This is a genomic window from Fusibacter tunisiensis, from assembly GCF_016908355.1.
Lineage (GTDB): Bacteria > Bacillota > Clostridia > Peptostreptococcales > Acidaminobacteraceae > Fusibacter_D > Fusibacter_D tunisiensis.
The window spans coordinates 71,047-95,307 of sequence record NZ_JAFBDT010000004.1 but is presented as its reverse complement, the minus strand read 5'-3'; the positions used below and the strand labels follow the sequence as shown (position 1 = coordinate 95,307).

Here is a 24,261-nt window from a genome sequence, read left to right as displayed (position 1 = left end):
AATATCATTCTGATATGTATATACCATTCTTATTTGCTTTTAAAACGTAAAAAAACCCATTGCCAGATGCCACGACAATAGGTTTATCCCTTTTTTGTTACACTTTTAAATCCAAAGGTTCATAGTCCTTTTCAGAGTCATCCTTGCCTTTATCATCGGTTGATGCATATGCTTTTTTTAAATTATCAAAAAGCATGTCTGCTATACCAACGCCTCCAGACTTTGTCATTTCTTTTGAAAGTTCTTCATCCAACATCCCCTCAAAATATTCGCGCGCCTGACTCTTGTCTTCAACCGCTCCAATTGTACCACTAGACCGCATTTGCTTAAATAACGTGTTTATAAAATAAGATTCAAACTGAGTACACGCTTCCTTAAGTTGGTCCATGTCACCACTTTGTGCTGCTTTTTCCAGAGCAGTTTTAAAAGCGTCGGTTGATTCCGATTCTTTATGTGTTTCAGCCTGTAACGCATAAGTTTCAGAACTGCTAATGCCATCAATTTTCATATAGGAACCCACTTTCTATCGCTGTCAATTTATCGCTTCAAATTGTTTGCAATTTCAAGCATACGATCTGCTGTCTGAATTGATTTGGAATTAATTTCATACGCACGTTCTGCCGTTATGAGGTTTATCATTTCATCTACAATTTGAACATTGCTGTTTTCAATAAACCCTTGCATGATTTCAGTCGTATCCCCTTCTTCAAGACCTTCAATTGCAACGCCTGAAGCTACTGATTCTTTGAAGAGGTTTTTACCCATAGCTTCAAGTCCAGAAGCATTTATAAATTTCACAAGTGTCATCTGGCCCATATCTTCATAGGTTTCATCATCCAATCGTTTGATGCGCATGTTTCCTTCACCGTCTACAGCAAAATCTGTCACATCTTCACCCAGAACAATATTGCCTTGTGACCCCTGAACATAATAGCCATCAGAAGTTACTAAAACAGCCCCTTCGTCAGTAGCCGCTAACTTAAAGTTACCATCTTTTGTATACCTTTCATTGCCATAAGGATCAATAATTTTAAAGAAATGGTCCCCATTAATTGCAAAATCAAATTGACCTTCTGTTTGCTGTAGGTTGCCCGTTGCAAAACTTCTAAGGGTCGCAGACACCATCACGCCATGTCCAACTTCAATAGGCACTGGACGGCCTTCGTCTTCTAATTTATCTGATGTAAACAATCTTTCATACATAATATCCTTAAATTCCACACGTTGATTTTTATAACCAACTGTATTCACATTCGCGAGATTGTTGGAAATTGTGTCTATTTTAAGTTGAAGATTTTTCATGCCCGATGCGGCTGACCACATTGCTTTCATTGCATTGCCTCCTATACTCTACCTAATTCAGTTGCTGCTTTTCCAAGCATCTCATCAATGGTTGTCACAACTTTCTGGCTGGATTCATAATTTCGATTCATTTCAATCAATTGAATCATTTCAGTAATGGAATCTGTGTTGGATCTTTCCACAAATCCTTGGATTACTTCACCTTCAAATTCCATCTCCTCGCCAGTCATATCTTCTTTAACTTTAAAATGAGACGTGCCTACTTTATACAAATCGCCTACATTGGAATAGGCTGTGATATTAAGTTTGTCCGTAATTTCACCATTTTGAATCAATTCACCAAATTCATTTATTGTAAAATTATCGCTTTCTATTAAAATTGGACCGTCAAGTCCCAAAACATAGTCACCATCAAGTGTTACAAGTTCATTATACTGATTCACTGTAAAGGCACCATTTCGAGTGAGATAATCCCCATTTTCTGTTCTAATGTTAAAGAAACCATCTCCCTTTAAGGCCACATCAAATTTTTCATTGGTCATTTCAAGCTGGCCCTGTTCAAAATTTGTAAGGACATTGTAGCCTTTAATCCCTGCGCCCATTGTACCTATCGCATTTGGAAATCCTTGTACCACTAAGCCATCTACTTCCTGTCCATCCACACTTACTAGGCCACGATCGCTAATTTCAAGAGCGCCATCTCCCACAAAAATCGCGCCATTGTGCCCAAGAATTAAATTGCCCTGCATAGGATCAAGCGTGCCACCAACGTTCTTATATGGCGTTCTCAAATACCCATCTTGATCCACAATAAACTTCATGCTTTTATCAAAATGTATGCCGTCTTCAGTATTGACACGAAAATAACCCTTGCTTGTGTTCAGGGTATAAACATCACCGTCCGTACTCTGACTCACCTCAGCAACGCCTACTTCACTAGGCAAAAGACTGCCATTCATTCGATTAAACAACCTGCTATTAAAAGACTCCACTTCAAAAGTCTCTTTCTTGAATCCAGTTGTATTGACATTAGCCAGATTATTACTGGTTACATCCATTTTATAAATATTGGCCATCATGTTGGTTCCGGCGACGTACAATCCTTTAATCATAAAAATCCTCCATAAAAACTATCAACAATTGTATCGTCATAATCAATAAAAATCTTTAGCATTAATTTTAAACTTAAATGATTCTCATTATCTTATAATACATAACACGCTAACCATTCGATTTTTCTATTGGAATTCCAACGTTCTCTCATTGAAACCTCTTCTCAAGTATGGTATATTTGAGGTGGTTAGAAATACCATACCCTTTATTAATTTCAATTTCCTCATTTTTGGGAATGCCAATTCGCTCTTGGCATTCCTTTTTCTTTTTTGAAATCAACCAACCCCTATCCCCTAACCCCTATCCCCTAACCCCTAACCCCTAACCAACTATCCCCTAACCAACTATCCCCTATCCCCTATTCACACCAAAAAAACGCTTCATGAAAACTTAAGGCCTAAACCCACTAAATCTTCATAAAGCGCTCTATTCTTTTCCACACGGCGTAAGCCGTACTCTCAGGTAACTTTGTTGCCACTCCCCGCACCGTAGGTGCACCCCACGCTGCAAAGCAGTCCTTAACGCACCGAAGGTGCACTCAGCAAGGCGTCAGCCGAAAAATCATACATACTTTTTCCGCTGAGCAGTCATCATATTTTTTTCAAGAATGTCCAAGTGTTCCAAACTCATACCTGTTCCTTTTGCCACACAACTTACAGCATCATCGGCAATATAAGTTGGAATTCCTGTGCGCTTTTCAATAAGCTTATTAAGTCCATTTAGCAATGATCCACCGCCTGTGAGGACAATGCCTCTAGAACTGATATCTGAAGCCAATTCTGGTGGCGTTTTTTCAAGAACAAAATGAACGGCATCACAAATGGCATTTACCACTTCACTTAAAGCTTCTAACATTTCTTCACTTGAAATGGAAATATTTTTTGGTAGACCGGTAATCAAATCCCTTCCCCTGCAATCCATCTTAATGGATTTTGTTCTAGGATAAGCTGTCCCAATATTAATTTTTAATTCTTCAGCAGTTCGCTCACCAATTAAAAGATTATGTCGCTTCCGCATATATTTGATAATTGCCTCATCAAATTTGTCGCCAGCAACTTTAATCGATGTGCTTACTACAATTCCCCCTAAAGAAATAACCGCAATATCAGAGGTACCGCCACCAATATCAATAACCATATTTCCGTCCGGTTTTGTAATGTCAAGGCCAGCACCAACTGCGGCTGCAATCGGTTCTTCTATTAAAAAGGTTCGTCCGCCACCTGCTTCCATTGTGGCATCGAGAACTGCTCTTTTTTCAACTTCAGTAACACCGCTTGGTACACAAATAATAATTTTAGGTTTGAAAAGTCTGCGCTTGCCACAGGTCTTATTTATAAAGTACCGAAGCATACGTTCTGTAACGTCATAATCTGAAATAACCCCATCTTTTAGCGGACGAATCGCTATAATGTTGCCAGGTGTCCTTCCCAGCATCTTTCGTGCCTCATTTCCTACAGCAAGTACACGGTCAGTATTTTTGTCAATTGCAACCACTGAAGGCTCTCTTAAGACAATCCCTTTCCCCTTTATATAAACAAGTACACTGGCTGTACCGAGGTCAATTCCAATCTCTGCGCCTAGTCCCAACATATTGTTCCACCTTCCAGAATATTTTTAAGCTTAATCCCCTAGTCAATTCGTTTGATTGCCGCACCAAGCGCCAATAAATCATTTTCTATTTGCGGATAACCGCGATCAATATGATAAATTTCATCAATCTCTGTTTCACCTTCTGCAATAAGACCAGCTAGAACAAGCGCTGCACCAGCTCTTAAATCTGTTGCTTTCACTTGAGCGCCTTGAAGATTAGTAACCCCTTGAATCACCGCGCTGTGGCCTTCTATCTTTATATTTGCCCCCATACGGTTAATCTCCGAAACATGTCTAAAACGGTTTTCAAAAACAGTTTCATTGATTACACTCGTTCCTTCAGCAGTTGCAAGAAGCGCCATAAATTGTGCTTGTGCATCTGTGGGAAACCCAGGATAAGGCAAGGTTGTAATGTCCACTGCTTTTAAAGGCCCATTTGAAATGACGCGTATGCAATCATCATCATCTTCAACTGTGACGCCCATTTCTCTAAGCTTTGCCGTCACAGGTTTAACGTGACTTGAAACCACATTTTCAATTGTGATGTCTCCTTTTGTAATTGCAGCTGCAACCATATAAGTCGCCGCAATAATACGATCTGGTATGGTTTGATGTTTAGAGCCTGTCATTTTCTCAACGCCCATAACACGTATTGTATCTGTTCCTGCACCCTTTACACTAGCCCCCATTTCGTTTAAGAAATTGGCCAAATCAATAATTTCAGGCTCTTTGGCTGCATTTTGTATCACCGTCTGGCCTTTTGCCATTGTTGCCGCCATCATGATGTTTTCAGTAGCACCAACACTCGGAAAGTCCAAATAAATTTCAGCACCCACAAGTCCATTGTCTGCTTTTGCCTCAATATAACCATGGCCAAGGGTCACTTCAGCGCCTAAAGCCTGAAACCCTTTTAAATGCAGATCAATAGGTCTTGCACCAATCGCACAGCCACCTGGCATGGAGATTTTAGAAATTCCCTTCTTCGCCAAAAGAGGTCCCATAACGAGAAAAGATGCCCGCATCTTTTGTATAAGTTCATAAGGGGCCTCACATAGAAGTTTTTCAGCAGGCTGAGTCACGATAACTTCAGCTTCTTTATCATAATGAATTCTCAGACCTAATGACTCTAAAAGGGTTATCATCACTTCAACATCCAAGAGCTCTGGAACACTTTCTATTGTACAAGGCTCATCCGCCAAAATGGATGCAGCCATTAATTTAAGAACTGAGTTTTTTGCACCTTTTATTCTAACGCTCCCTTTTAAAGGGCCACTTTTTTTAACCAATAATTTTGACAATTTTGTCCTCCATTCAAAGTCTGATTGTTCTCACATACAGTAATCAGTATTTTCATTTATTTCAACTCGATTTAGTAAACCAGTTAAAAGCCAAGTTTCCATTTATTATTATATATAAAAACAACAATAGGTGCTACAGTAAATTGAAATTTTTTTAAAAAAAGTGTTTAAAAACCAAAAAAAGAACCCAATCGAAAAATTTTCGATTGGGTTCTTTGAAATTATTTCCGTACGTCACGCATTTTAATACGATTTATGGCACGTTCAAGTGCAGCTTGAGCTCTGGCAATGTCAATTTCTTTTGCATCGCCTTCGCGAATTCGTTCTTCAGCACGCTTTTTTGCTTCAAGTGCACGATCCATGTCAATTTCTTCAACCCATTCAGCTGAATCCACCAACATTGTAACATCCGAGTCATTGACAGTGATGAATCCTGATGAACATGCTGCCCACTTAAACGATCCATCTTCCATTTTGATGCGCATGCTGCCAATACGCAGCGGCGCCACAAGAGGTTCGTGGTCATATAAAATTCCTAAATCGCCTTCAGTTGTACGCACAATGGCCATTTCAGTTTCACCTGAAAAAAAATCGCGATCGGGTGTTACAACATTAAGCTTGAATTTACTGCCCATCTAAACACCTCCACTACGCCTGGCTATTTTTGTATTTTTCAACAACATCTTCTATCGTTCCACAATACAAGAACATTTGCTCTGGGATATCATCATGCAAGCCATCCAAGATTTCACGAAAACCTCGAACCGTATCCTTAATCGGTACATAAACACCTTTAAAGCCTGTAAATTGCTCAGCAACGTGGAAAGGTTGTGATAAAAATCTTTGGATTTTACGTGCTCTTGCAACAACCAATTTGTCATCTTCTGAAAGTTCATCCATACCAAGAATCGCGATAATATCTTGAAGTTCATTATAACGTTGAAGAATTTCTTGAACGTCACGCGCTACCTGATAGTGTTCATTTCCAACAACATCTGGTGTCAAAATCCTCGATGTTGAATCCAAAGGATCCACAGCGGGATAAATACCAAGTTCTGAAATTTTTCTGGAAAGAACTGTTGTTGCATCCAAGTGAGAGAACGTTGTTGCTGGTGCTGGGTCAGTCAAGTCATCAGCAGGTACATAAACGGCTTGAACCGATGTAATGGAGCCTTTAGTCGTAGATGTAATCCGCTCTTGAAGCGCACCCATATCTGTTGCAAGCGTTGGCTGATATCCAACTGCACTTGGCATACGGCCAAGAAGGGCTGATACCTCTGAACCTGCTTGTGTAAATCTAAAAATATTATCAATAAAGAGAAGGACATCTTTCCCTTCCTGGTCTCTAAAGTATTCTGCCATCGTTAGTCCTGTAAGGCCAACTCGCATTCTTGCGCCAGGAGGCTCGTTCATTTGTCCAAATACCAAAGTGGTTTTGTCAAGAACACCTGATTCCTTCATTTCATGGTAAAGGTCATTTCCCTCACGTGTCCGTTCACCGACACCTGCAAATACAGAAAGTCCCCCGTGGTTTGTGGCAATGTTGTTGATCAACTCTTGAATAATAACAGTTTTACCAACACCTGCACCACCAAACAAGCCGATTTTACCCCCTTTTGCATAAGGTGCAATCAAGTCGACTACTTTAATTCCAGTTTCCAAAATTTCAGCAGAAGTTCCTTGCTCAACAAAAGCAGGTGCTTCTCTGTGAATCGGCCAAAATTCAGCATCTTTTGATTCGATTTGACCTTTTTCGTCTATCGTTTCTCCAAGTACGTTGATAAGTCTGCCCAGCGTTGGGTTTCCAACCGGTACAGATATTGGTGCCCCTGTCGATACAGCTTCAATTCCTCTTACAAGACCGTCTGTTGAACTCATTGCAACAGCTCTCACCGTGTTATCGCCAATGTGTTGTGCCACTTCAGCCACGACTTTAATGTCATTATAATCAATTTTGATTGCATCGTTAATATTAGGAAGCTTGTCCGCTTCAAATCTAATATCGAGTACAGGTCCAATAATTTGAACGATTTTACCAATCGCCTGATCCATACTCTCACTCCTTTTCATTTGTTATTTTAGTGCCTCTGCACCGCCGACAATTTCAGAAATTTCTTGAGTAATCGCCGCTTGTCTCGCCTGATTGTAATAAAGTTCCAGTTCTTCTATAATATCTTCAGCATTATCTGACGCATTTTCCATCGCTATACGCCGTGCAGCTTGTTCAGAAGCTGACGATTCCACCAGACCACCGAAAATTGTACTTTCCACATATTTTGGAATAATATACCCCAAAACCTCTTCCGGCGAAGGCTCATAATTAATAAATTCCTCTTGAACCGTATCCGAAAGTTCTGGACGCTCAATTGGAAGCAATTGAAGCATAGTCGTCACCTGGGAAATGGTACTTGCAAATCGGGTATAGACAAACTGAATGGCATCTACTTCACCTTTTTTGAAGAGATCAATTGCTGTTTTGGCAATTTGAGATGCATGAATATACTCTGGATGTTCAGAAATATACATAAACGTATCCACAAGTTCAAAGTCCAATTTGGCAAAAGCATCATATGCCTTTCGTCCAATTGTAATGAACTTTGACTTCTCCTTAGGCCCCATATGCTCAAATGTCTTTTTTATGGCATTGATGTTATAGCCACCACAAAGACCCCGATCAGAAGTCACAACAATGTAAAGTGTATTCTCAATGGGTTTATCGGAAACATATTCAGTGCGGATGGAATGATCTGCACTCAAAATATCTTGAACTGCAGTCTGAACAGTCTCAAAATAAGGCTGTGTTATATCCATACGTTCTCTGGCTCTTCTAAGCTTTGCTGTAGAGACCAATTCCATGGCTTTTGTAATTTGCTTGGTGCTATTGACACTTCTAATTTTACGCTTTATATCGCGCGTACTACTTGCCATTTTATCCCTCCTATGCGGAAGTTTAGTCTACTTTAAAGCTTTTTTTGAATTCAGTAATCATGCTTTTAAGTTTCTCTTCCATTTCTTTTGTCAACTCACCATGTTCTAAAACACTCTTGCCAATTTCAGGTGCATTGAGATCCATGTAGTCAATGAGTTCAGCCTCAAAACGACGAATTTCAGAAACAGGAATGTCTGTCATGTATTTGTTAACAATGGTGTATATTGATATAACTTGATGTTCTACCTTCATTGGTCTATACTGCGGCTGTCTCAGAATTTGTAACAATCGCTCACCATGCTCAAGTGTTGCTTTTGTGTCTTTATCAAGTTCCGATCCAAACTGTGCAAATGCAGCAAGTTCTCTGTATTGAGCCAACTCGAGCTTAATCTTACTGGCTACTTTTTTCATGGCTTTAATTTGAGCAGCCCCACCAACTCTAGATACCGAAATTCCCGGATTTACAGCAGGTCTTTGTCCTGAGAAGAAAAGTTCCGATTCAAGATAGATTTGACCATCTGTAATGGAAATTACATTGGTTGGGATATACGCAGATACGTCTCCCGCTTGAGTTTCTATAATTGGAAGCGCTGTAATTGAACCGCCTCCTAATTTATCACTCAACTTTGCAGCACGCTCCAAAAGACGACTATGCAAATAGAATACATCTCCTGGGAACGCTTCACGTCCTGGTGGTCTTCTTAAAAGCAAGGACATGGCTCTATAGGCCACGGCATGTTTGGAAAGGTCATCATACACAATCAAAACGTGCTTTCCGTTGTACATTAATTCTTCAGCCATGGCAACACCTGAATAGGGTGAAATGTACTGAAGTGGGGCTGGATCTGATGCCGTTGCCGCAACAACACATGTGTAATCCATTGCACCATTATCTTCCAACTGTTTTACAATTTGTGCGACAGTAGATTTTTTTTGGCCAATGGCAACATAGATGCAGTAAACATCTGTATCTTTTTGATTGATAATTGTATCAATTGCAATTGCTGTCTTACCAGTTTGGCGGTCACCAATGATGAGCTCTCTTTGACCTCTACCAATTGGAATCATGGAGTCAATCGCCTTAATCCCTGTCTGAAGGGGTTCAAAAACTGATTTACGTGCAATTACACCTGAAGCCTTTGCTTCAATGGGTCTAAATTTGTCAGATGGGATTGGGCCTTTTCCATCCAAAGGTTGACCTAAAGCATTTACGACGCGGCCAAATATGTTCTCACCTACGGGTACTTCTACAATACGTTCCGTACGTTTGACCAAATCGCCTTCACGAATATTTTCGTCTGAGCCGAATAGAACGACACCGACACTGTCTTCTTCGAGGTTAAGGACCATGCCATATACCTCGTTCGGGAATTCAAGGAGCTCCCCAGCCATACACTTTCGAAGGCCGTGAACCCTTGCAATACCATCACCTACCAGAATAACAGTACCTGTATCTTCTACCTGAAGCTTAGACTCATAATTTTTGATCTGCGATTTGATCACAGAACTAATTTCTTCTGGTCTTAGATTCATGTATAACACGCTCCTACTATATTATTATTTGAGTTAAACCGTTAAGCATTCCTTCCAGCTTGTATTTCACAGATCCATCAATAATGTGATCCCCCATTTTCACAGTCATACCACCGAGCAACTCTGGTTTGATTTCCAGTGTAACCTGGATGTTCTTACCCGTTATTTTCTCGAGGTTTTTGCGAAGGCTCTCTATCTGATCCTCTGTAAGTGGCACAACTGATTCAACGGTTGCATGAATCAAATTGTTATGTGCGTCCACAAGCTTGTCAAATTCTTTTTTGACATCAAGCAGTTCGGAAGTTCTTTTCTTGTCTATGACAATTTGAATAAAGTTCATCATTTCATTAGAAAATGTGTCTCCAAACGTCTTCTTGACAAGGGCTTTCTTCTCGTCCACACTGATTTCCGGTGTTATGAGTAACTGGAAATAGTCAGGGTTTTCGATCAAAGCATTGGCAAGCGCATCAAACTCCTTTTGGATCTGCTCCAAACGGTTTTCTTCCAGTGCATATTCAAAAATAGCACTTGAATATCTGCTGCTCACTAATTCTGCCATTGTGATTCACCTACTTCACTGATGAACTTATTGATCAGTTCTTTGTGGTCGGCTTCATTCAGGTCTTTTTCCACAACCTTAGAAGCAGCCATAATCGTCAACTGTGAAATCTGATCTTTTAACTCATTAACGGCTTTAACGCGTTCTCTTTCAAGTTCTCTATGTGCATTGAGTTTCATGCTTTCGATATCGGATTCAGCGGCTTTTACAATCTCAAAAGCTCGATTTTCAGCGCGCTGAGTATGCTTTTTCACAATTTCCTTGCCTTCTTCTTCTGCATGGGTCAGTTTTGCCTCATAGCTTTCTTTAAGCGTCATGGCACTGTTTTCCATTTCTTTAGCATTTTGAATTTGGCTTTTAATTTCATTTTCACGATTTTGCATGAATTTCGTAACAGGTGCAAATAGAAACTTTTTAAGAATCAAATATAGGATGAGTGTGTTGATCAGCTGGAACACAAAAGTCCAGTTAAATTCCACAAGTCCCAATCTAAGACCTGCAGTTGTAAGGTCCATACTCATTTAAAATCCTCCTTTTAGGGATTGATTCCTATATTTTTTATAACATGCCAACAAGTGGGTTTGCAAACAACAAAATAAGAGCGATTACAAGGGCATAAATACCTGTTGTCTCGGCTACAGCCGCACCAAGAAGCATTGTTCTAACGATATCACCTTGTGCTTCAGGCTGTCTACCAACACCTTCTGCACCTTTACCCGCAGCGTATCCCTGTCCAATACCAGGGCCAATACCTGCGATCATTGCGAGGCCTGCGCCAATTGCCGAAGCAGCAAGAATAAGAGCTTTTCCTGTAATAGGTTCCATAATATGTTTCCTCCTTAAAAGATTCTTTTGATATTAAATATAATTTTTTTCCATTACAATCTAACCAATGGATTTGCAAATAATAATACCAGCGCAATTACCAGCGCATAAATTCCCGTTGTTTGAGCAACTGCCTGTCCCACAAGCATAGTTCTCACAATAACGGATTGAAGTTTTGGTCGTTTTCCAACGGCTTCAGTTCCTTTACCAGCAGCATAACCCTGTCCTATTCCCGGACCAATACCGGCAATCATGGAAAGGCCTGCGCCAATTGCAGATGCCATAATGACAAATGCGGTACCTTCCATATCCACAAGTGGATTACCGAAGAGCATAATCAAAGCCACAACCAGTGCAAGAATTCCGGATGTTTCCGCAACAGCTGCACCAAGTAGCATGACCATTGTCGTTTCCCTTTGACTTTTTGGGTTTCTCGACACGGCTTCTGCACCTTTACCTGCTGCATACCCCTGGCCAATACCTGGGCCAATGCCAGCAATCATGGCAAAACCTGCGCCAATTGCTGTGGCTGCCAAAATAAGTGCTTTTCGGTCAAAGGTCATCAACCATTCTAGAAAACGCATAATGAAATTGGTTGAATCCATGAGTTCACCCCTTCTTTGATTTCTTTACCACAGTGGCTTATTCCATAGCGCCTGAAATAAACACCATTGTTAACATTGTAAAAATAAACGACTGCAGCAAGCCTGAAAACATGTCAAAATACACATGTAGCACTGCCGGGACGCCCGCTTGTAAAAACGGGACGGCAAATCCTAGAAGAGATTCTGTGAAAATGCCAAGTGCACCATATAAAAGCGCCATAATAATGACACCTGCCACTATGTTCCCGAACAAACGAAAACCAAGTGACACTGGATTTGCAAGTTCTCCAATAATGTTCAATGGCAATAGAAAAGGAATTGGTTCCAAAAATCCTTTTGAATAGCCTCCAAGCCCTTTTTGCCGAACCCCAAAATACTGGGTTAAGACAAAAGTGGTGATGGAAAGACACATTGTGGTGTTCAAATCCGCAGTAGGTGGCCTAAGTCCCAGAAGACCTATAATGTTAGAAACGCCAATAAAAATTAATAACGTCCCAACAAATGGTGCAAAATTTGCGTTGTGCTCTCCCATATTCTGCTTTGTCAAATTATTAATGACTTTGACAATTGTTTCGACGACGAGTTGCAACCCTTTTGCTTCTTTTTGCAAATTCCGAGTGGCGATAATGGAAAATACAAGCAAAATGGCCATAATCAACCAAGTTACCGTTACCGTTTCCGATACCGGTATGTCGCCGATGTAAAACGCAACGCGTGGTCCAAAACCTTCAGTGCCCATTCGATTCATCCTCCTTTCTCTTAAAAATGTTTTTGTAGTACGTCTTGTCGTTGAAAAGATGTGTTGCCAAAATAATAAATTTTATTGATACAAGTCCTAACACCGTCCCTAAAACATTGATGTAAGGAGCTTTTATGGATAAAGCAATTACGACTCCAGAGATCAGGAACCGAATAAAATACTGGGTAGTGGTATAAGCCTGTGCCTGTTTTGGCGGCAATGTCACAGCCCGGGTAAGTGTATTCCCAAGTTGCAAAAAATTAAGTGCCGCAATTGCAGAGCCAAAAACAACGCCTATAATGAAAGCCCATGGTTCTTTAAAAAACAAAAGGCCGATCCCCACCAAAACCAGATCAAAAACACCCATGATTTTAATGAGTCTAAATTCAAGTTGTCTTACCGAATCCATTCTGTCACTTCCGTTTCTTATCCTCATCTACTTTTTTATTGAATTTTTTCACATATGAAGCTGGAGATTCTGAATCCTCATAGTCTTTGCCTTGTCTAACTGAAAGCATATAAAGGTTTCTAAATGAAGCCCCAACGCCTAAAATCAAACAGATAATCAAGAGAATATGCCCTGTTCCAAGCTTGTTGTCCAGCCAACTCCCTAAAAGAACGCCACCAAAAATTGGGACAAGCATCATAATACCAACTTGAGACAAAAGTGCCAAATTCTTAAGAATTGCATTTTGATTCTTACGCATAAGTATTACCCCCATTCTCGGCTACTACGCTATTATATCACAATTATATCACATTTTAACCCTTTTCTTGTATGTGAAATGACTATAGAAATACACATAAAAAATTCCATCCAAGTCACCACACAGTGGCTAAATCGGATGGAATCACATTCCTATTATACCCTTAATTTATAGATGGATCTGATAATTTTTTCACACGCAGTGCCATCTCCATACGGGTTTACTGCCCCGGACATTTGCTTATAATGGGATGCATCTTGAAGCAACCGATTGGTTTCAGTTACAATGGCGTCTTTTTCAACCCCAGCTATAACCACAGTGCCAGCTTCAACCGCTTCAGGACGTTCTGTTTCAGTTCTTAAGACGACAACCGGTTTTCCAAGAGCGGGAGCCTCCTCCTGAATCCCACCAGAGTCTGTCAAGATTAGGTATGATTTTCCGATGAGATTGGCAAAAGGTTCGTATTCAAGTGGCTCTATCAAGTGAATCCTAGAATGGTCTGATAAAAGGGTCTGTGCCAAATCTCTTACTTTTGGATTCAAATGCACCGGAAAAACCACTTCAACATCTGGATTTGCATCCACCACCTCCCGAACAGCTGTGAAAATATTAACCATTGGCGTCCCTTGATTCTCTCGCCTATGGGCTGTTAAGACAATTACTTTCTTAGCGTTATAGTCAATTTTATCCAAAATTGAATGCTTAAAAACATATTCTGGGGTCACAACTGACATCAAGGCATCAATGACCGTATTGCCAGTTTTATAGATGGTTTGTGGATTAATCCCTTCTTTTATAAGGTTGTCCACATTTCCTTCTGTTGCTGCAAAATGAACCGTTGCCAATTTTGAAGCCAGCATCCGATTCATTTCTTCCGGATAAGGACTATAAGGGTTCCCACTTCTAAGACCTGCTTCCACATGACCTACTGGAATTTGTTGATAAAATGCAGCTAGGGCTCCTGAAAGCGTTGTCGTTGTATCCCCATGTACCAATACCAAGTCTGGTTTTTCATTTTTTAAGATAGATTCAATGCCCACAAGAGCTCTTGATGTAATCTGAGAAAGGGTCTGTCCATGTTGCATCAAATTCAAATCATACTGAGGTTTAATTTGAAAGACCTCTAAGACTTGATCGAGCATTTCTCGATGCTGAGCCGTGACACACACAACCACTTCCATATCCTCTTCTCTTTCAAGCGCTTTCACAAGCGGTGCCATCTTTATGGCTTCTGGCCGTGTTCCAAATAACACTAGTATTTTCATTTTCATCTACTCCAAACTATTTTTCCGTTCAAGCCATAAGGACCGGTTAATCGGTATGATGACCACAATAATGGCAATCAACAATAAAATTCCAGCTGGAATCCAGTTTTCTTTTAAAAGTTCAATTGCGCCACCACCTAAAAGTGCACTAATTAAATACATGGCTAAAACAGCTTTTCTCTGATTAAACCCTATCGATAAGAGCCGATGATGCAAATGACCTCGATCTGCTTCCATAATTGGTTTTCGATTTATCTTTCGTCTCAATATGGCAAAGGTCGTATCAAAAATTGGGACACCAAGTGCTAAAATTGGGACCACAACCGTTAGGGCGGTCGCACCTTTTAAGGCGCCGTCAATAGAGACCGCTGAAAGGACCAAGCCTAAAAATAAAGCGCCGGCATCTCCCATAAAAATTTTTGCTGGATTAAAGTTAAATGGCAAAAAACCTACCGAACTGCCTGCAAGAATTAAAGTAATAAGGGCTGCATCATAGCGATTGTTAATCATAGCAATATAACTCAGTGTAATCGCGGCAATTGCTGATATGCCAGCTGCTAGTCCATCCAGCCCATCTATTAAATTCACTGTATTGGTTACTGCAACTACCCAAAGTATAGAAATCGGTATTGAAAAAATACCAAGCATAATATAGCCTTCTTCGGCAAAGTAATTGGTAAAATACTTGATTTCAAAACCAGATGCCACAAGTACGGCTGCAGCAAAAATCTGCATTAACAACTTTGTTTTTGCGCCAATTGGCTTCACATCATCCACCATTCCTGTAACCAGCACAATTAAAGACGCCACAAAGAGACCTAGAAGTTTTAAGGTCTCTATGTTGGCAAATAGTGCGATGCTTACGAAAAAGCCAATAAAAATTGCAACGCCACCCCAAAGTGGAATCGGTTGTGAGTGAACACGCCTTTCATCTTTGGGAATATCTATGGCGCCAAACCGATGCGCCAATCTAATAATAAGAGGCGTGAGCAGAAAGCTAATAAGTCCTGCCACAATTGCAGGTATATACATAAAAGGTCATCCCCTTGAATAAATCTTATTTTGTGCCATATAATCTGTCACCAGCATCACCTAATCCTGGAACAATATAGGCATGATCGTTTAATTTTTCATCTATTGCCGCTATATAAACATCCACATCTGGATGCATTTTTTGAACCGCCGCAAGGCCTTCTGGACAGCCAATCAAGCAAACGAGCTTGATGCTTTGAGCACCTTTGTCTTTTATAAACTGAATTGCTGCATTGGCAGATCCACCTGTTGCAAGCATAGGATCCACAACAATCAAATCTCTTTCATTGACATCAGAGGGCAATTTACAATAATATTCCACAGGAATTAAAGTTTCAGGATCACGGTAAAGTCCAATGTGGCCAACTTTTGCAGCCGGCAAAAGGTTTAAAAAGCCATCAACCATTCCGAGTCCCGCTCTTAAAATTGGTACAATTCCCAATTTTCTCCCCGCAAGTATTTTTGTTTTAGCCATACACACAGGGGTTTCAATTTCAACTTCCTCCAGTGGCAAATCACGTGTCACTTCAAAAGCCAAAAGCATTGAAACTTCTTTTACAAGTTCTCTAAATTCTTTAGAACCTGTATTCTTGTCTCTGATTAAACTCAACTTGTGCTGAATTAATGGATGATTCAATTCATGTACTTTACTCATTTTGCACCCCTTTACAAATTATCGGCTTCAATTGCCTTGATTTTGCCAACACGCGTTTCATGTCGTCCGCCTTCAAATGATGCATCGAAGAATGCATCAATTATTTTAAGTGCCAAGCCTTCACCCACAACACGTCCACCAAGCGCAATAATGTTGGCATTGTTGTGTCTTCTAGCCATTTCAGCACTAAACGTATCACTCACAGGTGCCGCAATGATGCCTTTAACCTTGTTGGCCGCTATTGAAATTCCAAGTCCTGTACCACAGACCAAAACACCGAGGTCATTTTCACCTGAAACAATAGAATTGGATACTTCAAGTGCATAATCTGGGTAATCACAGGATGTTTTTGTATGCGTTCCAAAATCTTGAACCTCAAAGCCCCGACTCTCCAAATGTGCTTTTATGGCAAGTCGCAAATCGTATCCGCCATGGTCTGACCCTAAAGCGATTTTCATTTGACACCTCCTAAAATATACAATTATTTATCTAATACATTATAATAAACATCCTATACAAACACAAATTAAATTTTGAAAACACGTCCCTCTGAGGCCTTTTCAAGGCGATTCATAATGGCACGGCCAAGGTGCGTTTCTTCCACCCCATGTATATAGATTGATTGGCAGCCTTTACCATCTAAGTATCGCATATCCCCAAAAAGTTTTCTGGCGAATTCTGATAGATCCGAGGGATTTCCTTCCAAACAAATTTCAACATGGGCTTGCCAATTCTCAGGCCAATCTTTTGAAAGATTACGTAAAACCAGGTCGTCTGCTTCAAATATCATAAGCCCAATTCTATACCCATTAGAAATCGCATCCAGGCACTTGGTCTCAAGCATCTGAATGATTTGCGTACCATCGCCTCGATACACCGTTACTTGAGCTTCAGGGGCATAGTGTTTGTATTTCATCCCCGGAGATTTTGGTGCAAATTCTGAAGAAAAATCGCGCAAAGCTGGATCAACTTCACAAGAACCCACTACAGATTCAATTTGTTCTTGTGTCACACTGCCCGGTCTTAAAATAACTGGATTTTCTCCCGTCACATCCAAAACTGTTGATTCTAGCCCAATTTCACACGCTTCTCCCGCTACAATACACGCAACCCGGCCCGTCAAGTCTTCAATCACATATGCTGCTTTTGTCGGGCTTGGTCTCCCTGACAAATTGGCTGAAGGGGCTGCAACCGGAACACCGGCTAATTCAATCAATTTTAAAGCCACAGGATGATTTGGCATGCGGACTGCAACTGTGTCAAGTCCTCCTGTTACTCGGCTGGAAACCGCTTGTTTTTTTTTCAAGACAACTGTCAAGGGCCCTGGCCAAAATGCTTCTATTAAATGCCAAACATAAGGTTGAATCTCTATCGCTAAGTCTTCCAACATTTTTTTGTTTGAAATATGTACAATTAACGGATTATCTGATGGCCTACCCTTAGCTTCATAGATGCCCAAAATGGCCTGTTCATCAAAAGCGTTTCCACCAAGTCCATACACAGTCTCGGTTGGAAAAGCAACATTTTCACCTTTTTTTAGTAGGGTAGCCGCCCGCTCAATATCTCGATCAAATTGCGGGGTATCCACCTGTATTATCATCGTATTTTTTTTCATAGTTACGCCTCACACCAACTCAATAAAAAACCCTCTTATCAAAACCAAAAATTAGGTTTCAAAGGAGGGTTCAAATTATGCGACAGATTTATGAACCCGATTAAAGGTCCACTTTAACATGGACGGTGTTACCAGTGTGGTTACAAGTACCATAACAACCGTTGCCGCCATGTCTTTTTCTGAAAGAATTGCCATCTGAAGACCTAGATTGGCAACGATAATTGCAACCTCAGCCCTAGGCACCATGCCAACACCGATTTGTAGAGAATCATCCAATGTAAATCCAGACAATCTCGCGCCCAGTCCACAACCTACAATTTTCCCAATAATCCCCATAACAATCAAAAGTGATCCAACACCAACAGCAGTTGCTGCGGCACTTAAATTGATGTCCATACCGATTCCAACAAAGAAAATTGGTGTGAACAGTAGATTTGAAACCTTATTGACGTCGTGTGAGACTCTGTGTTTGAAAGAAGTCATTGAAAAAATAACCCCTGCAAAATAAGCGCCTGTTATGGCAGCTACACCAAACTCTTCTGACATAAATGCCAAGATAAAGCAGAGTATAATCGAAAAAACTATAATTTGTTCATCACCAACTACATCATCTTTGATTTTACGTAAGAATTTCACAACGACGAAGCCTACTGCATAAAGAATTGTAAAAAATGCAACGATTTTTAAGGTTACAACGCCAACAGAACTAGATGCGCCAGGCTTTACAAGTCCCACCAATAAGGTGAGCAATATAATACCTGCAATATCATCAATTATAGCCGCCCCAAGAATCATAAGGCCTTGTTTCGTTCTGAGTTGATGTATTTCCCTTAACGTTTGAACCGATATGCTTACCGAAGTGGCTGTAGAGACGATTCCCAAAAATAACGCCACGAGCATGGACTGATTTGGAAATACAATCATCATCCCCGCAAAAACCAAAAATGCAGGAAATACAATGCCGCCAAGCGCAATCAAAGATGAAGACTTGATCGATGCCAAAAGTTCTTTCACATCTGTCTCAAGTCCAGCAATAAACATCAAGAACACCACACCAATCTGTGCGAATTGTTCTATAATTTCTGTTTTTTCCATCAAACCGGCTCCTAAAACAAGTCCAATAAGAATTTGCCCCATAACTGCCGGTTGCTTAAATTTTTCGCTCAGTTTCCCCGCAACATTCGCCGCTAACAAAATCAAGGCAAGTTGTACCATAAACCAATAACTTGATTCCATATCTTCCCCCTGTTCTAATGCTTAAACACTCGACAAGTATACTCCTGCCAGTAAAATATTTCAAGGGGAAACCTGAAAATTGTTAATTTTCAAGGGATTTAAGGTCTTCTGCTTGATAAAACGTTGTCAATTCGTCAATCATCTCATTGATTTCGCCATCCATAAATTGATCCAACTTATAAATGGTAATTGGAATTCGATGGTCTGTAATACGCCCTTGCGGGAAATTATAAGTTCTAATTTTTGCGCTTCGATCACCTGTTCCAACTTGACTTCTTCTTTGTTCCGCAATTTCTTCGTTTTGCTTACTCAATTCCATTTCATAAAGTCTTGCACGCAGAACCTGCATCGCTTTTTCCTTGTTACTGAGTTGTGATTTTCCATCTTGACAGCTTACCACAAGACCTGTCGGCAAGTGTGTGATTCGAACAGCTGAATCTGTTGTATTTACACTTTGTCCGCCATTACCAGAGGATCTAAACACATCAACCCTAAGGTCATTTTGTTTAATCTCTACCTCTACATCATCCACTTCTGGCAAAACTGCAACAGTTGCAGTTGATGTATGAATTCTACCTCCGGATTCAGTTTGAGGAATTCTTTGAACCCGGTGTGTTCCACTTTCATACTTCATACGAGAGTAAACATTAGATCCCTTAATTAAGACAGAGGCTTCCTTAATACCACCAACGCCAGTTTCACTGGTGTTAAGCACCTCAACCTTCCATCTATTTCGCTCTGAAAACCTTATATAAAGTCTAAGAAGTTCTGCTGCAAATAGTCCCGCTTCATCACCACCAGCACCTGCCCTAACTTCCAAAATAACGTCTTTACCATCATTGGGGTCCTTTGGCAGAAGGAGTTTTTTTAGGTCAAGTTCAATGGTCTCCATAGACGCTTCCAATTCAGAAAGTTCCATTTTTGCGAGATCTTTCATTTCATCGTCATTGGTTTCATGAATAATTTCTTTTGCATCCTGAATGCCCTGCTTAACCGCCTTATATTCCTTGTACTTTTCAACAATCGGTGTCATTTCAGAGTGCTCTTTCATAAGCTTCTGCCATAACTTTTGATCGTCAATCACATTGGGATCTGAAATCTTCAATCCCAACTCTTCAAATTTTTCTTCAATAAATTCCAATTTATCAAACATGTTAAGCCTCCATCATGTTTTTTTACCATAAATAAATCGTGGAATGTCACACAAATCTTTAAACGTACCAACATCCACATAACCGCTTAAAAGCATCATTTTAACAATTTGATCTGACTGGTCATGACCCGCTTCAAAAACCAATAAACCGCCAGGTTTTAAACACTTAAGCGCTTCCGGTATTAAACGCCTATAAAAATCTAAACCATCTACACCACCAAAAAGTGCAAGTCCCGGTTCATGTGCAACCACTTCTCGCATCAAAATTTCAGCATCTTTTTCTGGAATGTATGGGGGGTTCGATACAATAAGATCAAACGTTTTTTCCTCAATAGGCTCAAGTAGGTCTCCTTGATAAAACTCTATTTGACTGGAAACCTCTAATCGGTCTGCATTAAGACGCGCGACTTCAAGAGCTTTCTCTGAAATATCCACAGCATAGACTTTTTGTACAGGGGATTTTTTTGCTATGGAAATGGCAATTGCACCACTTCCAGTTCCAACATCTAAAACAGTGTCACTTGGTTTAATTTGGTCTATAACCCAAGCCACAAGCACCTCTGTTTCAGGCCTAGGAATCAAAACACTATGTGTAACCACAAAAGTTAGTCCCATAAATGCCTGAGTTCCCAAAATATATTGAAGGGGCTCGCCCTCTAATCGCCGTCTAACAGCTGACTCAATTGCTTCAATATCAGTTTTAGCCACCTCTTCTTTCCCATTAAAAATCAAATCTAAAAATGAGAGTTTTAAAAAATGGCACAGTAACGTTTTTGCTTCAAATTGCCAGGATTCCGTAACATGCTTCAGCTGGAATTCAACTTGCTGATGCAATGCCTTGATGATCATTTTTCTTCATCCTCCAAAACACGTTTAAAAGCGGCAATTGCGACTTCTAATTGGGCATCATCCGGCTCGTTTGTGGTCAACTTTTGAAGCCAAAGTCCCGGTGCACTTAACACTTTAACTATGGGATGAGTCGATTTTCCGGCCAACTTAATCAACTCATATGATAAACCGGCTACGACTGGCAAAAGAACAATCTTTGATACAATTCTAAGCAGCAGATTATCCCAACTTAAAAAGCTGAACAAAATAATGCTGATTGATAGCACATAAAACATAAAACTTGTTCCGCATCTTGGGTGCAATGTTGTAAATGTTTTTGCATTTTCAACGGTTACCTCTTTTCCACTTTCGTAACAATGAATGGTTTTATGTTCCGCGCCATGGTATTCAAAAACACGCTTTATTTCCTTCATTTTAGAAATCACAACAATATAGGTAATAAACATCGCAAATTTTAAAACACCTTCCATAGCACTTAGAACCCAAGCACTCTCTACAAATCGCTTAAAGAATCCTACAATTCCAGTCGGTAAAACGCCAAACAAAAGAAGGGCAAAGGCAAAGGCGAATACTATTGAAAATCCCAAAAGCACATCGTCTGCCTTCTCTCCAAATATTTTATCAAGTTTCTTTTCAAACCAATCCTTTTCTTCCGCTTCATCCAAGGCGTAAAATTCAGCGGAATAAGTGAGTGCACGCACCCCTACTACCATTGAACTAATTAAAGAAAATACGCCTCTAAATATAGGAAGTTTTGTAAGCTTCATTTTTGAAACTGCAGAAACTGATTCTGTTTTCATTTCAATCTCACCATCAGGCTTTCGTACAGCTATGGCGATGGTTTCTTTGCCGCGCATCATAACGCCCTCAATTAGGGCTTGCCCGCCAATACTTGTAAATCCATTGGGTTTATAGTCACTCATGATTTTTTTCCTTTTCTTTCAGTTCGAAATAACAATTGGCACACAAAGATTCGTATTCAACTTGATCTTCGCCATCAATTGCCACTTGTTCACCTTCAAACACAAATTTTCCGTTTACTTTACGACCGTTCAATACTGCCTTACGTCCACAACGACAAATGGTCTTCAGTTCTTCCAAACTATGGGCCAACAGCAAGAGGCGCTCAGAGCCCTCAAACCCTCGAGTGGAAAAATCCGTTCTTAATCCATAGCAAATTACGGGCACATTACGCTTTACAGCAATCTCAAAAAACTCATCTATCTGAGATGCTTTAAAAAACTGAGCTTCGTCCACCATAATACAATTCACTTCACCATGCCTAACACGCCAGTCGTCTAGCATTGCCTTAACACTTTCATCCGACTTGATAATCAAATCTGCTTTTCTTACAATTCCAAGACGTGACACAATTTGGTCCCCGCCTTTTGTGTCTGTATAAGGTTTGATTACCATAGCGCGCATGCCACGTTCATGATAATTGTGAACCACCTGCATCAGCGCCGTTGACTTACCGCAGTTCATGGCGCCATATCTAAAATACAACTTTGCCATTTCGACCCCCTATAAACAAAAAAGGTTAGGATTACCCCATCCTAACCTAATCACAGCAACTTATTTAAGATTGTATTTCTCTTTAAACTTCTCTGCTCTACCGCCACGCTCTACAGACTTTGCAGTGCCTGTGAAAAACGGATGACATTCTGAACAGATTTCAACTTTAATCTCAGATTTTGTTGAACGGGTCTTAAAGTTATTGCCACACGCACAGTGTACGTCTACTTCCTTGTAATTAGGATGAATTCCTTCTTTCATTTTTTTCACCTCACTCTTCGTTATTGTTTATATCAAATTAGATAATCAAATTTCAAGCCTTATCATTGTAACATAAAGCCTTTTTTCTTTCAATAACATTTTGTTAATTATTTAAGTCTTTGTTGATAAGATCAATTAACTCGCGATTAGATTTCGTGGACACCAACGTATCAATAAACCGTTCAATAATTTCCATGTTGTTGTATTTATCAAAGTTCCGACGTATATTCCAAACTGCCTCAAGCTCATTTTTTTCAAATAAAAATTCTTCTCGGCGTGTCCCCGATTTCCGTAAATCAATAGAAGGGAAGATACGTTTTTCTGATAATTTTCGGTCTAAAAGAAGTTCCATATTTCCCGTGCCTTTAAACTCTTCAAAAATCACATCATCCATACGAGAACCCGTTTCAACAAGCGCTGTTGCTAAAATTGTCAAAGACCCACCTTCTTCTGTGTTTCGTGCGGCTCCAAAAAACCGTTTTGGTCTGTGGAGGGCATTGGGATCCAAACCGCCTGAAAGTGTTTTACCACTTGATGGCATCACAAGATTATAAGCTCTTGCCAACCGTGTGATACTATCAAGCAAAATCACAACATCCTTGTTTTGCTCCACAAGTGCCTTGGCCCTGCTTAAGACCATTTCTGCAACTTTAATATGATGAGATGGCAGTTCGTCAAACGTTGAATAAACCACATCCCCATTTATCGAACGCTTCATGTCCGTCACCTCTTCAGGGCGTTCATCTATAAGCAATATAATCAATTCAACTTCCGGATAATTTGCAGATATTGCCTTTGCAATTTTCTGCAATAATATGGTTTTCCCTGATTTAGGCGGCGCAACAATGAGTCCCCTTTGACCCTTCCCAATGGGCGAAACAAAATCAATAATTCTAAGTGCATGTTCATTGGCACTGCGTTCAAGTCTAAATCTCGATTTTGGATAGAGTGGCGTCAAATCTTCAAATTTTGGCCGTTTGTAATTGGCGATAGGCTTATCACCATTAATTTTATTAACCCTTAAAAGGGCATTAAACCGTTCACCTGCATTTGCTTGTCTGGTAATTCCAGTAATTTTATCGCCTGTTCGCATCGAGAATTTTCGAATTTGAGAAGGTGACACATAAACATCACGGTCACTGGTAAGAAAGTTTTCAAATCTTAAAAACCCATAGCCCTGGTCAATGATTTCAAGTACCCCCTCAACAACTTCTTGAGTGGCTTCAGGTTTTCTGCGTTTTTCCTGTGGCTCTTCCAGTGTGCGAACCACTTCTTTATAGGTTGAATCCGATTCAATTTCAACAGGTTTTTCAGAATCCACTTCTAGTTCGGTTTCTTCCTCTGTGTTGCCATTGACAATTAAATCAATCAACTCATCTTTCTTATACCGCGCCACGTGTGGGATTTTCATTGCTTTTGCAATTTCCCTTAAGTCGGCAACTTTCTTCACCCTTAACTGATCAATTTCCATTCATGCCTC

28 protein-coding genes are annotated in these 24,261 nt (G+C 40.2%); all 28 read right to left on the bottom strand.

Going from position 1 to position 24,261, the window contains the following annotated elements; all coding sequences use genetic code 11:
* Positions 1-97: 97 nt before the first annotated feature.
* Positions 98-508, bottom strand: a complete 411-nt coding sequence (locus JOC49_RS04135) for a rod-binding protein (protein ID WP_204662677.1) — start codon at positions 506-508, stop codon at positions 98-100.
* A gap of 29 nt (positions 509-537) precedes the next feature.
* Positions 538-1,332, bottom strand: a complete 795-nt coding sequence (gene flgG, locus JOC49_RS04130) for a flagellar basal-body rod protein FlgG (RefSeq protein ID WP_204662674.1) — start codon at positions 1,330-1,332, stop codon at positions 538-540.
* An 11-nt stretch (positions 1,333-1,343) separates the two neighbouring features.
* Entirely contained in the window at positions 1,344-2,414 is a 1,071-nt protein-coding gene (locus JOC49_RS04125; protein ID WP_204662671.1) for a flagellar hook-basal body protein, read from the bottom strand.
* A 562-nt stretch (positions 2,415-2,976) separates the two neighbouring features.
* Positions 2,977-4,005 (bottom strand): rod shape-determining protein, encoded by a 1,029-nt coding sequence (mreB, locus tag JOC49_RS04120; protein WP_204662668.1) that lies wholly within the window; start codon positions 4,003-4,005, stop codon positions 2,977-2,979.
* A 38-nt stretch (positions 4,006-4,043) separates the two neighbouring features.
* Positions 4,044-5,303, bottom strand: coding sequence for a UDP-N-acetylglucosamine 1-carboxyvinyltransferase (gene murA / locus JOC49_RS04115; RefSeq protein WP_204662666.1), 1,260 nt, complete (start codon positions 5,301-5,303; stop codon positions 4,044-4,046).
* 221 nt (positions 5,304-5,524) lie between these two features.
* The gene (locus JOC49_RS04110) at positions 5,525-5,938 is read right to left on the bottom strand and encodes a F0F1 ATP synthase subunit epsilon (RefSeq protein ID WP_204662664.1); all 414 of its coding nucleotides are present in this window, start codon (positions 5,936-5,938) and stop codon (positions 5,525-5,527) included.
* A gap of 13 nt (positions 5,939-5,951) precedes the next feature.
* Positions 5,952-7,355: a F0F1 ATP synthase subunit beta gene (gene atpD / locus JOC49_RS04105; protein ID WP_204662662.1), complete on the bottom strand. Its 1,404-nt coding sequence runs from the start codon at positions 7,353-7,355 to the stop codon at positions 5,952-5,954.
* 21 nt (positions 7,356-7,376) lie between these two features.
* On the bottom strand, positions 7,377-8,231 hold the full coding sequence (atpG, locus tag JOC49_RS04100) for an ATP synthase F1 subunit gamma (protein ID WP_204662660.1): 855 nt from the start codon (positions 8,229-8,231) through the stop codon (positions 7,377-7,379).
* Positions 8,232-8,253: 22 nt separating this feature from the next.
* Entirely contained in the window at positions 8,254-9,765 is a 1,512-nt protein-coding gene (gene atpA / locus JOC49_RS04095; RefSeq protein WP_204662658.1) for a F0F1 ATP synthase subunit alpha, read from the bottom strand.
* A gap of 16 nt (positions 9,766-9,781) precedes the next feature.
* On the bottom strand, positions 9,782-10,324 hold the full coding sequence (locus JOC49_RS04090; RefSeq protein ID WP_204662656.1) for a F0F1 ATP synthase subunit delta: 543 nt from the start codon (positions 10,322-10,324) through the stop codon (positions 9,782-9,784).
* The gene (gene atpF, locus JOC49_RS04085) at positions 10,312-10,845 is read right to left on the bottom strand and encodes a F0F1 ATP synthase subunit B (protein ID WP_204662654.1); all 534 of its coding nucleotides are present in this window, start codon (positions 10,843-10,845) and stop codon (positions 10,312-10,314) included. Before atpF ends, JOC49_RS04090 begins: the two co-directional genes overlap by 13 nt.
* A 37-nt stretch (positions 10,846-10,882) precedes the next feature.
* Positions 10,883-11,149 (bottom strand): ATP synthase F0 subunit C, encoded by a 267-nt coding sequence (gene atpE, locus JOC49_RS04080; RefSeq protein ID WP_204662651.1) that lies wholly within the window; start codon positions 11,147-11,149, stop codon positions 10,883-10,885.
* 53 nt (positions 11,150-11,202) lie between these two features.
* Positions 11,203-11,754 (bottom strand): ATP synthase F0 subunit C, encoded by a 552-nt coding sequence (atpE, locus tag JOC49_RS13505; RefSeq protein ID WP_204662648.1) that lies wholly within the window; start codon positions 11,752-11,754, stop codon positions 11,203-11,205.
* A gap of 37 nt (positions 11,755-11,791) precedes the next feature.
* Positions 11,792-12,502, bottom strand: coding sequence for a F0F1 ATP synthase subunit A (gene atpB / locus JOC49_RS04070; protein ID WP_279381191.1), 711 nt, complete (start codon positions 12,500-12,502; stop codon positions 11,792-11,794).
* The gene (locus tag JOC49_RS04065) at positions 12,483-12,929 is read right to left on the bottom strand and encodes an ATP synthase subunit I (RefSeq protein WP_243423588.1); all 447 of its coding nucleotides are present in this window, start codon (positions 12,927-12,929) and stop codon (positions 12,483-12,485) included. The genes atpB and JOC49_RS04065 overlap by 20 nt, the downstream gene beginning before the upstream one ends.
* Complete coding sequence (locus JOC49_RS04060) at positions 12,907-13,200, bottom strand: AtpZ/AtpI family protein (protein ID WP_204662646.1); 294 nt, start codon at positions 13,198-13,200, stop codon at positions 12,907-12,909. The genes JOC49_RS04065 and JOC49_RS04060 overlap by 23 nt, the downstream gene beginning before the upstream one ends.
* Positions 13,201-13,355: 155 nt before the next feature.
* Positions 13,356-14,471, bottom strand: coding sequence for a non-hydrolyzing UDP-N-acetylglucosamine 2-epimerase (gene wecB, locus JOC49_RS04055; protein WP_204662644.1), 1,116 nt, complete (start codon positions 14,469-14,471; stop codon positions 13,356-13,358).
* Positions 14,472-15,497, bottom strand: a complete 1,026-nt coding sequence (locus JOC49_RS04050) for a glycosyltransferase family 4 protein (protein WP_204662642.1) — start codon at positions 15,495-15,497, stop codon at positions 14,472-14,474. It abuts the gene before it with no gap.
* A gap of 25 nt (positions 15,498-15,522) precedes the next feature.
* On the bottom strand, positions 15,523-16,152 hold the full coding sequence (upp, locus tag JOC49_RS04045; protein ID WP_204662640.1) for a uracil phosphoribosyltransferase: 630 nt from the start codon (positions 16,150-16,152) through the stop codon (positions 15,523-15,525).
* Positions 16,153-16,163: 11 nt separating this feature from the next.
* A complete protein-coding gene (gene rpiB, locus JOC49_RS04040) occupies positions 16,164-16,610 on the bottom strand; it encodes a ribose 5-phosphate isomerase B (protein ID WP_204662638.1) in 447 nt (148 codons plus the stop codon).
* Between the two features lie 68 nt (positions 16,611-16,678).
* Positions 16,679-17,767, bottom strand: coding sequence for an L-threonylcarbamoyladenylate synthase (locus tag JOC49_RS04035; RefSeq protein ID WP_204662636.1), 1,089 nt, complete (start codon positions 17,765-17,767; stop codon positions 16,679-16,681).
* Between the two features lie 75 nt (positions 17,768-17,842).
* Positions 17,843-19,003 carry a cation:proton antiporter gene (locus JOC49_RS04030; protein ID WP_204662634.1) on the bottom strand — a complete coding sequence of 387 codons (1,161 nt, stop codon included), beginning with the start codon at positions 19,001-19,003 and terminating at the stop codon, positions 17,843-17,845.
* Between the two features lie 82 nt (positions 19,004-19,085).
* Positions 19,086-20,156: a peptide chain release factor 1 gene (gene prfA, locus JOC49_RS04025; protein WP_204662632.1), complete on the bottom strand. Its 1,071-nt coding sequence runs from the start codon at positions 20,154-20,156 to the stop codon at positions 19,086-19,088.
* Positions 20,157-20,168: 12 nt separating this feature from the next.
* Positions 20,169-21,005 (bottom strand): peptide chain release factor N(5)-glutamine methyltransferase, encoded by an 837-nt coding sequence (gene prmC, locus JOC49_RS04020; protein WP_204662629.1) that lies wholly within the window; start codon positions 21,003-21,005, stop codon positions 20,169-20,171.
* Positions 21,002-21,928 (bottom strand): DUF1385 domain-containing protein, encoded by a 927-nt coding sequence (locus JOC49_RS04015; protein WP_204662627.1) that lies wholly within the window; start codon positions 21,926-21,928, stop codon positions 21,002-21,004. Before JOC49_RS04015 ends, prmC begins: the two co-directional genes overlap by 4 nt.
* Positions 21,921-22,520 carry a thymidine kinase gene (locus tag JOC49_RS04010; protein ID WP_204662625.1) on the bottom strand — a complete coding sequence of 200 codons (600 nt, stop codon included), beginning with the start codon at positions 22,518-22,520 and terminating at the stop codon, positions 21,921-21,923. Before JOC49_RS04010 ends, JOC49_RS04015 begins: the two co-directional genes overlap by 8 nt.
* 60 nt (positions 22,521-22,580) lie before the next feature.
* The gene (rpmE, locus tag JOC49_RS04005) at positions 22,581-22,781 is read right to left on the bottom strand and encodes a 50S ribosomal protein L31 (RefSeq protein ID WP_204662623.1); all 201 of its coding nucleotides are present in this window, start codon (positions 22,779-22,781) and stop codon (positions 22,581-22,583) included.
* A 103-nt stretch (positions 22,782-22,884) separates the two neighbouring features.
* Entirely contained in the window at positions 22,885-24,252 is a 1,368-nt protein-coding gene (rho, locus tag JOC49_RS04000; RefSeq protein ID WP_204662621.1) for a transcription termination factor Rho, read from the bottom strand.
* Between the last annotated feature and the right edge of the window lie 9 nt (positions 24,253-24,261).

Coding starts and splice junctions, on each gene's coding strand:
- JOC49_RS04135 (WP_204662677.1), bottom strand. CDS start 508: ATGAAAATTGATGGCATTAGCAGTTCTGAAACTTATGCGTTACAGGCT.
- flgG (WP_204662674.1), bottom strand. CDS start 1,332: ATGAAAGCAATGTGGTCAGCCGCATCGGGCATGAAAAATCTTCAACTT.
- JOC49_RS04125 (WP_204662671.1), bottom strand. CDS start 2,414: ATGATTAAAGGATTGTACGTCGCCGGAACCAACATGATGGCCAATATT.
- mreB (WP_204662668.1), bottom strand. CDS start 4,005: ATGTTGGGACTAGGCGCAGAGATTGGAATTGACCTCGGTACAGCCAGT.
- JOC49_RS04110 (WP_204662664.1), bottom strand. CDS start 5,938: ATGGGCAGTAAATTCAAGCTTAATGTTGTAACACCCGATCGCGATTTT.
- atpD (WP_204662662.1), bottom strand. CDS start 7,355: ATGGATCAGGCGATTGGTAAAATCGTTCAAATTATTGGACCTGTACTC.
- atpG (WP_204662660.1), bottom strand. CDS start 8,231: ATGGCAAGTAGTACGCGCGATATAAAGCGTAAAATTAGAAGTGTCAAT.
- atpA (WP_204662658.1), bottom strand. CDS start 9,765: ATGAATCTAAGACCAGAAGAAATTAGTTCTGTGATCAAATCGCAGATC.
- JOC49_RS04090 (WP_204662656.1), bottom strand. CDS start 10,324: ATGGCAGAATTAGTGAGCAGCAGATATTCAAGTGCTATTTTTGAATAT.
- atpF (WP_204662654.1), bottom strand. CDS start 10,845: ATGAGTATGGACCTTACAACTGCAGGTCTTAGATTGGGACTTGTGGAA.
- atpE (WP_204662651.1), bottom strand. CDS start 11,149: ATGGAACCTATTACAGGAAAAGCTCTTATTCTTGCTGCTTCGGCAATT.
- atpE (WP_204662648.1), bottom strand. CDS start 11,754: ATGGATTCAACCAATTTCATTATGCGTTTTCTAGAATGGTTGATGACC.
- atpB (WP_279381191.1), bottom strand. CDS start 12,502: ATGAATCGAATGGGCACTGAAGGTTTTGGACCACGCGTTGCGTTTTAC.
- JOC49_RS04065 (WP_243423588.1), bottom strand. CDS start 12,929: ATGAGGATAAGAAACGGAAGTGACAGAATGGATTCGGTAAGACAACTT.
- JOC49_RS04060 (WP_204662646.1), bottom strand. CDS start 13,200: ATGCGTAAGAATCAAAATGCAATTCTTAAGAATTTGGCACTTTTGTCT.
- wecB (WP_204662644.1), bottom strand. CDS start 14,471: ATGAAAATGAAAATACTAGTGTTATTTGGAACACGGCCAGAAGCCATA.
- JOC49_RS04050 (WP_204662642.1), bottom strand. CDS start 15,497: ATGTATATACCTGCAATTGTGGCAGGACTTATTAGCTTTCTGCTCACG.
- upp (WP_204662640.1), bottom strand. CDS start 16,152: ATGAGTAAAGTACATGAATTGAATCATCCATTAATTCAGCACAAGTTG.
- rpiB (WP_204662638.1), bottom strand. CDS start 16,610: ATGAAAATCGCTTTAGGGTCAGACCATGGCGGATACGATTTGCGACTT.
- JOC49_RS04035 (WP_204662636.1), bottom strand. CDS start 17,767: ATGAAAAAAAATACGATGATAATACAGGTGGATACCCCGCAATTTGAT.
- JOC49_RS04030 (WP_204662634.1), bottom strand. CDS start 19,003: ATGGAATCAAGTTATTGGTTTATGGTACAACTTGCCTTGATTTTGTTA.
- prfA (WP_204662632.1), bottom strand. CDS start 20,156: ATGTTTGATAAATTGGAATTTATTGAAGAAAAATTTGAAGAGTTGGGA.
- prmC (WP_204662629.1), bottom strand. CDS start 21,005: ATGATCATCAAGGCATTGCATCAGCAAGTTGAATTCCAGCTGAAGCAT.
- JOC49_RS04015 (WP_204662627.1), bottom strand. CDS start 21,928: ATGAGTGACTATAAACCCAATGGATTTACAAGTATTGGCGGGCAAGCC.
- JOC49_RS04010 (WP_204662625.1), bottom strand. CDS start 22,520: ATGGCAAAGTTGTATTTTAGATATGGCGCCATGAACTGCGGTAAGTCA.
- rpmE (WP_204662623.1), bottom strand. CDS start 22,781: ATGAAAGAAGGAATTCATCCTAATTACAAGGAAGTAGACGTACACTGT.
- rho (WP_204662621.1), bottom strand. CDS start 24,252: ATGGAAATTGATCAGTTAAGGGTGAAGAAAGTTGCCGACTTAAGGGAA.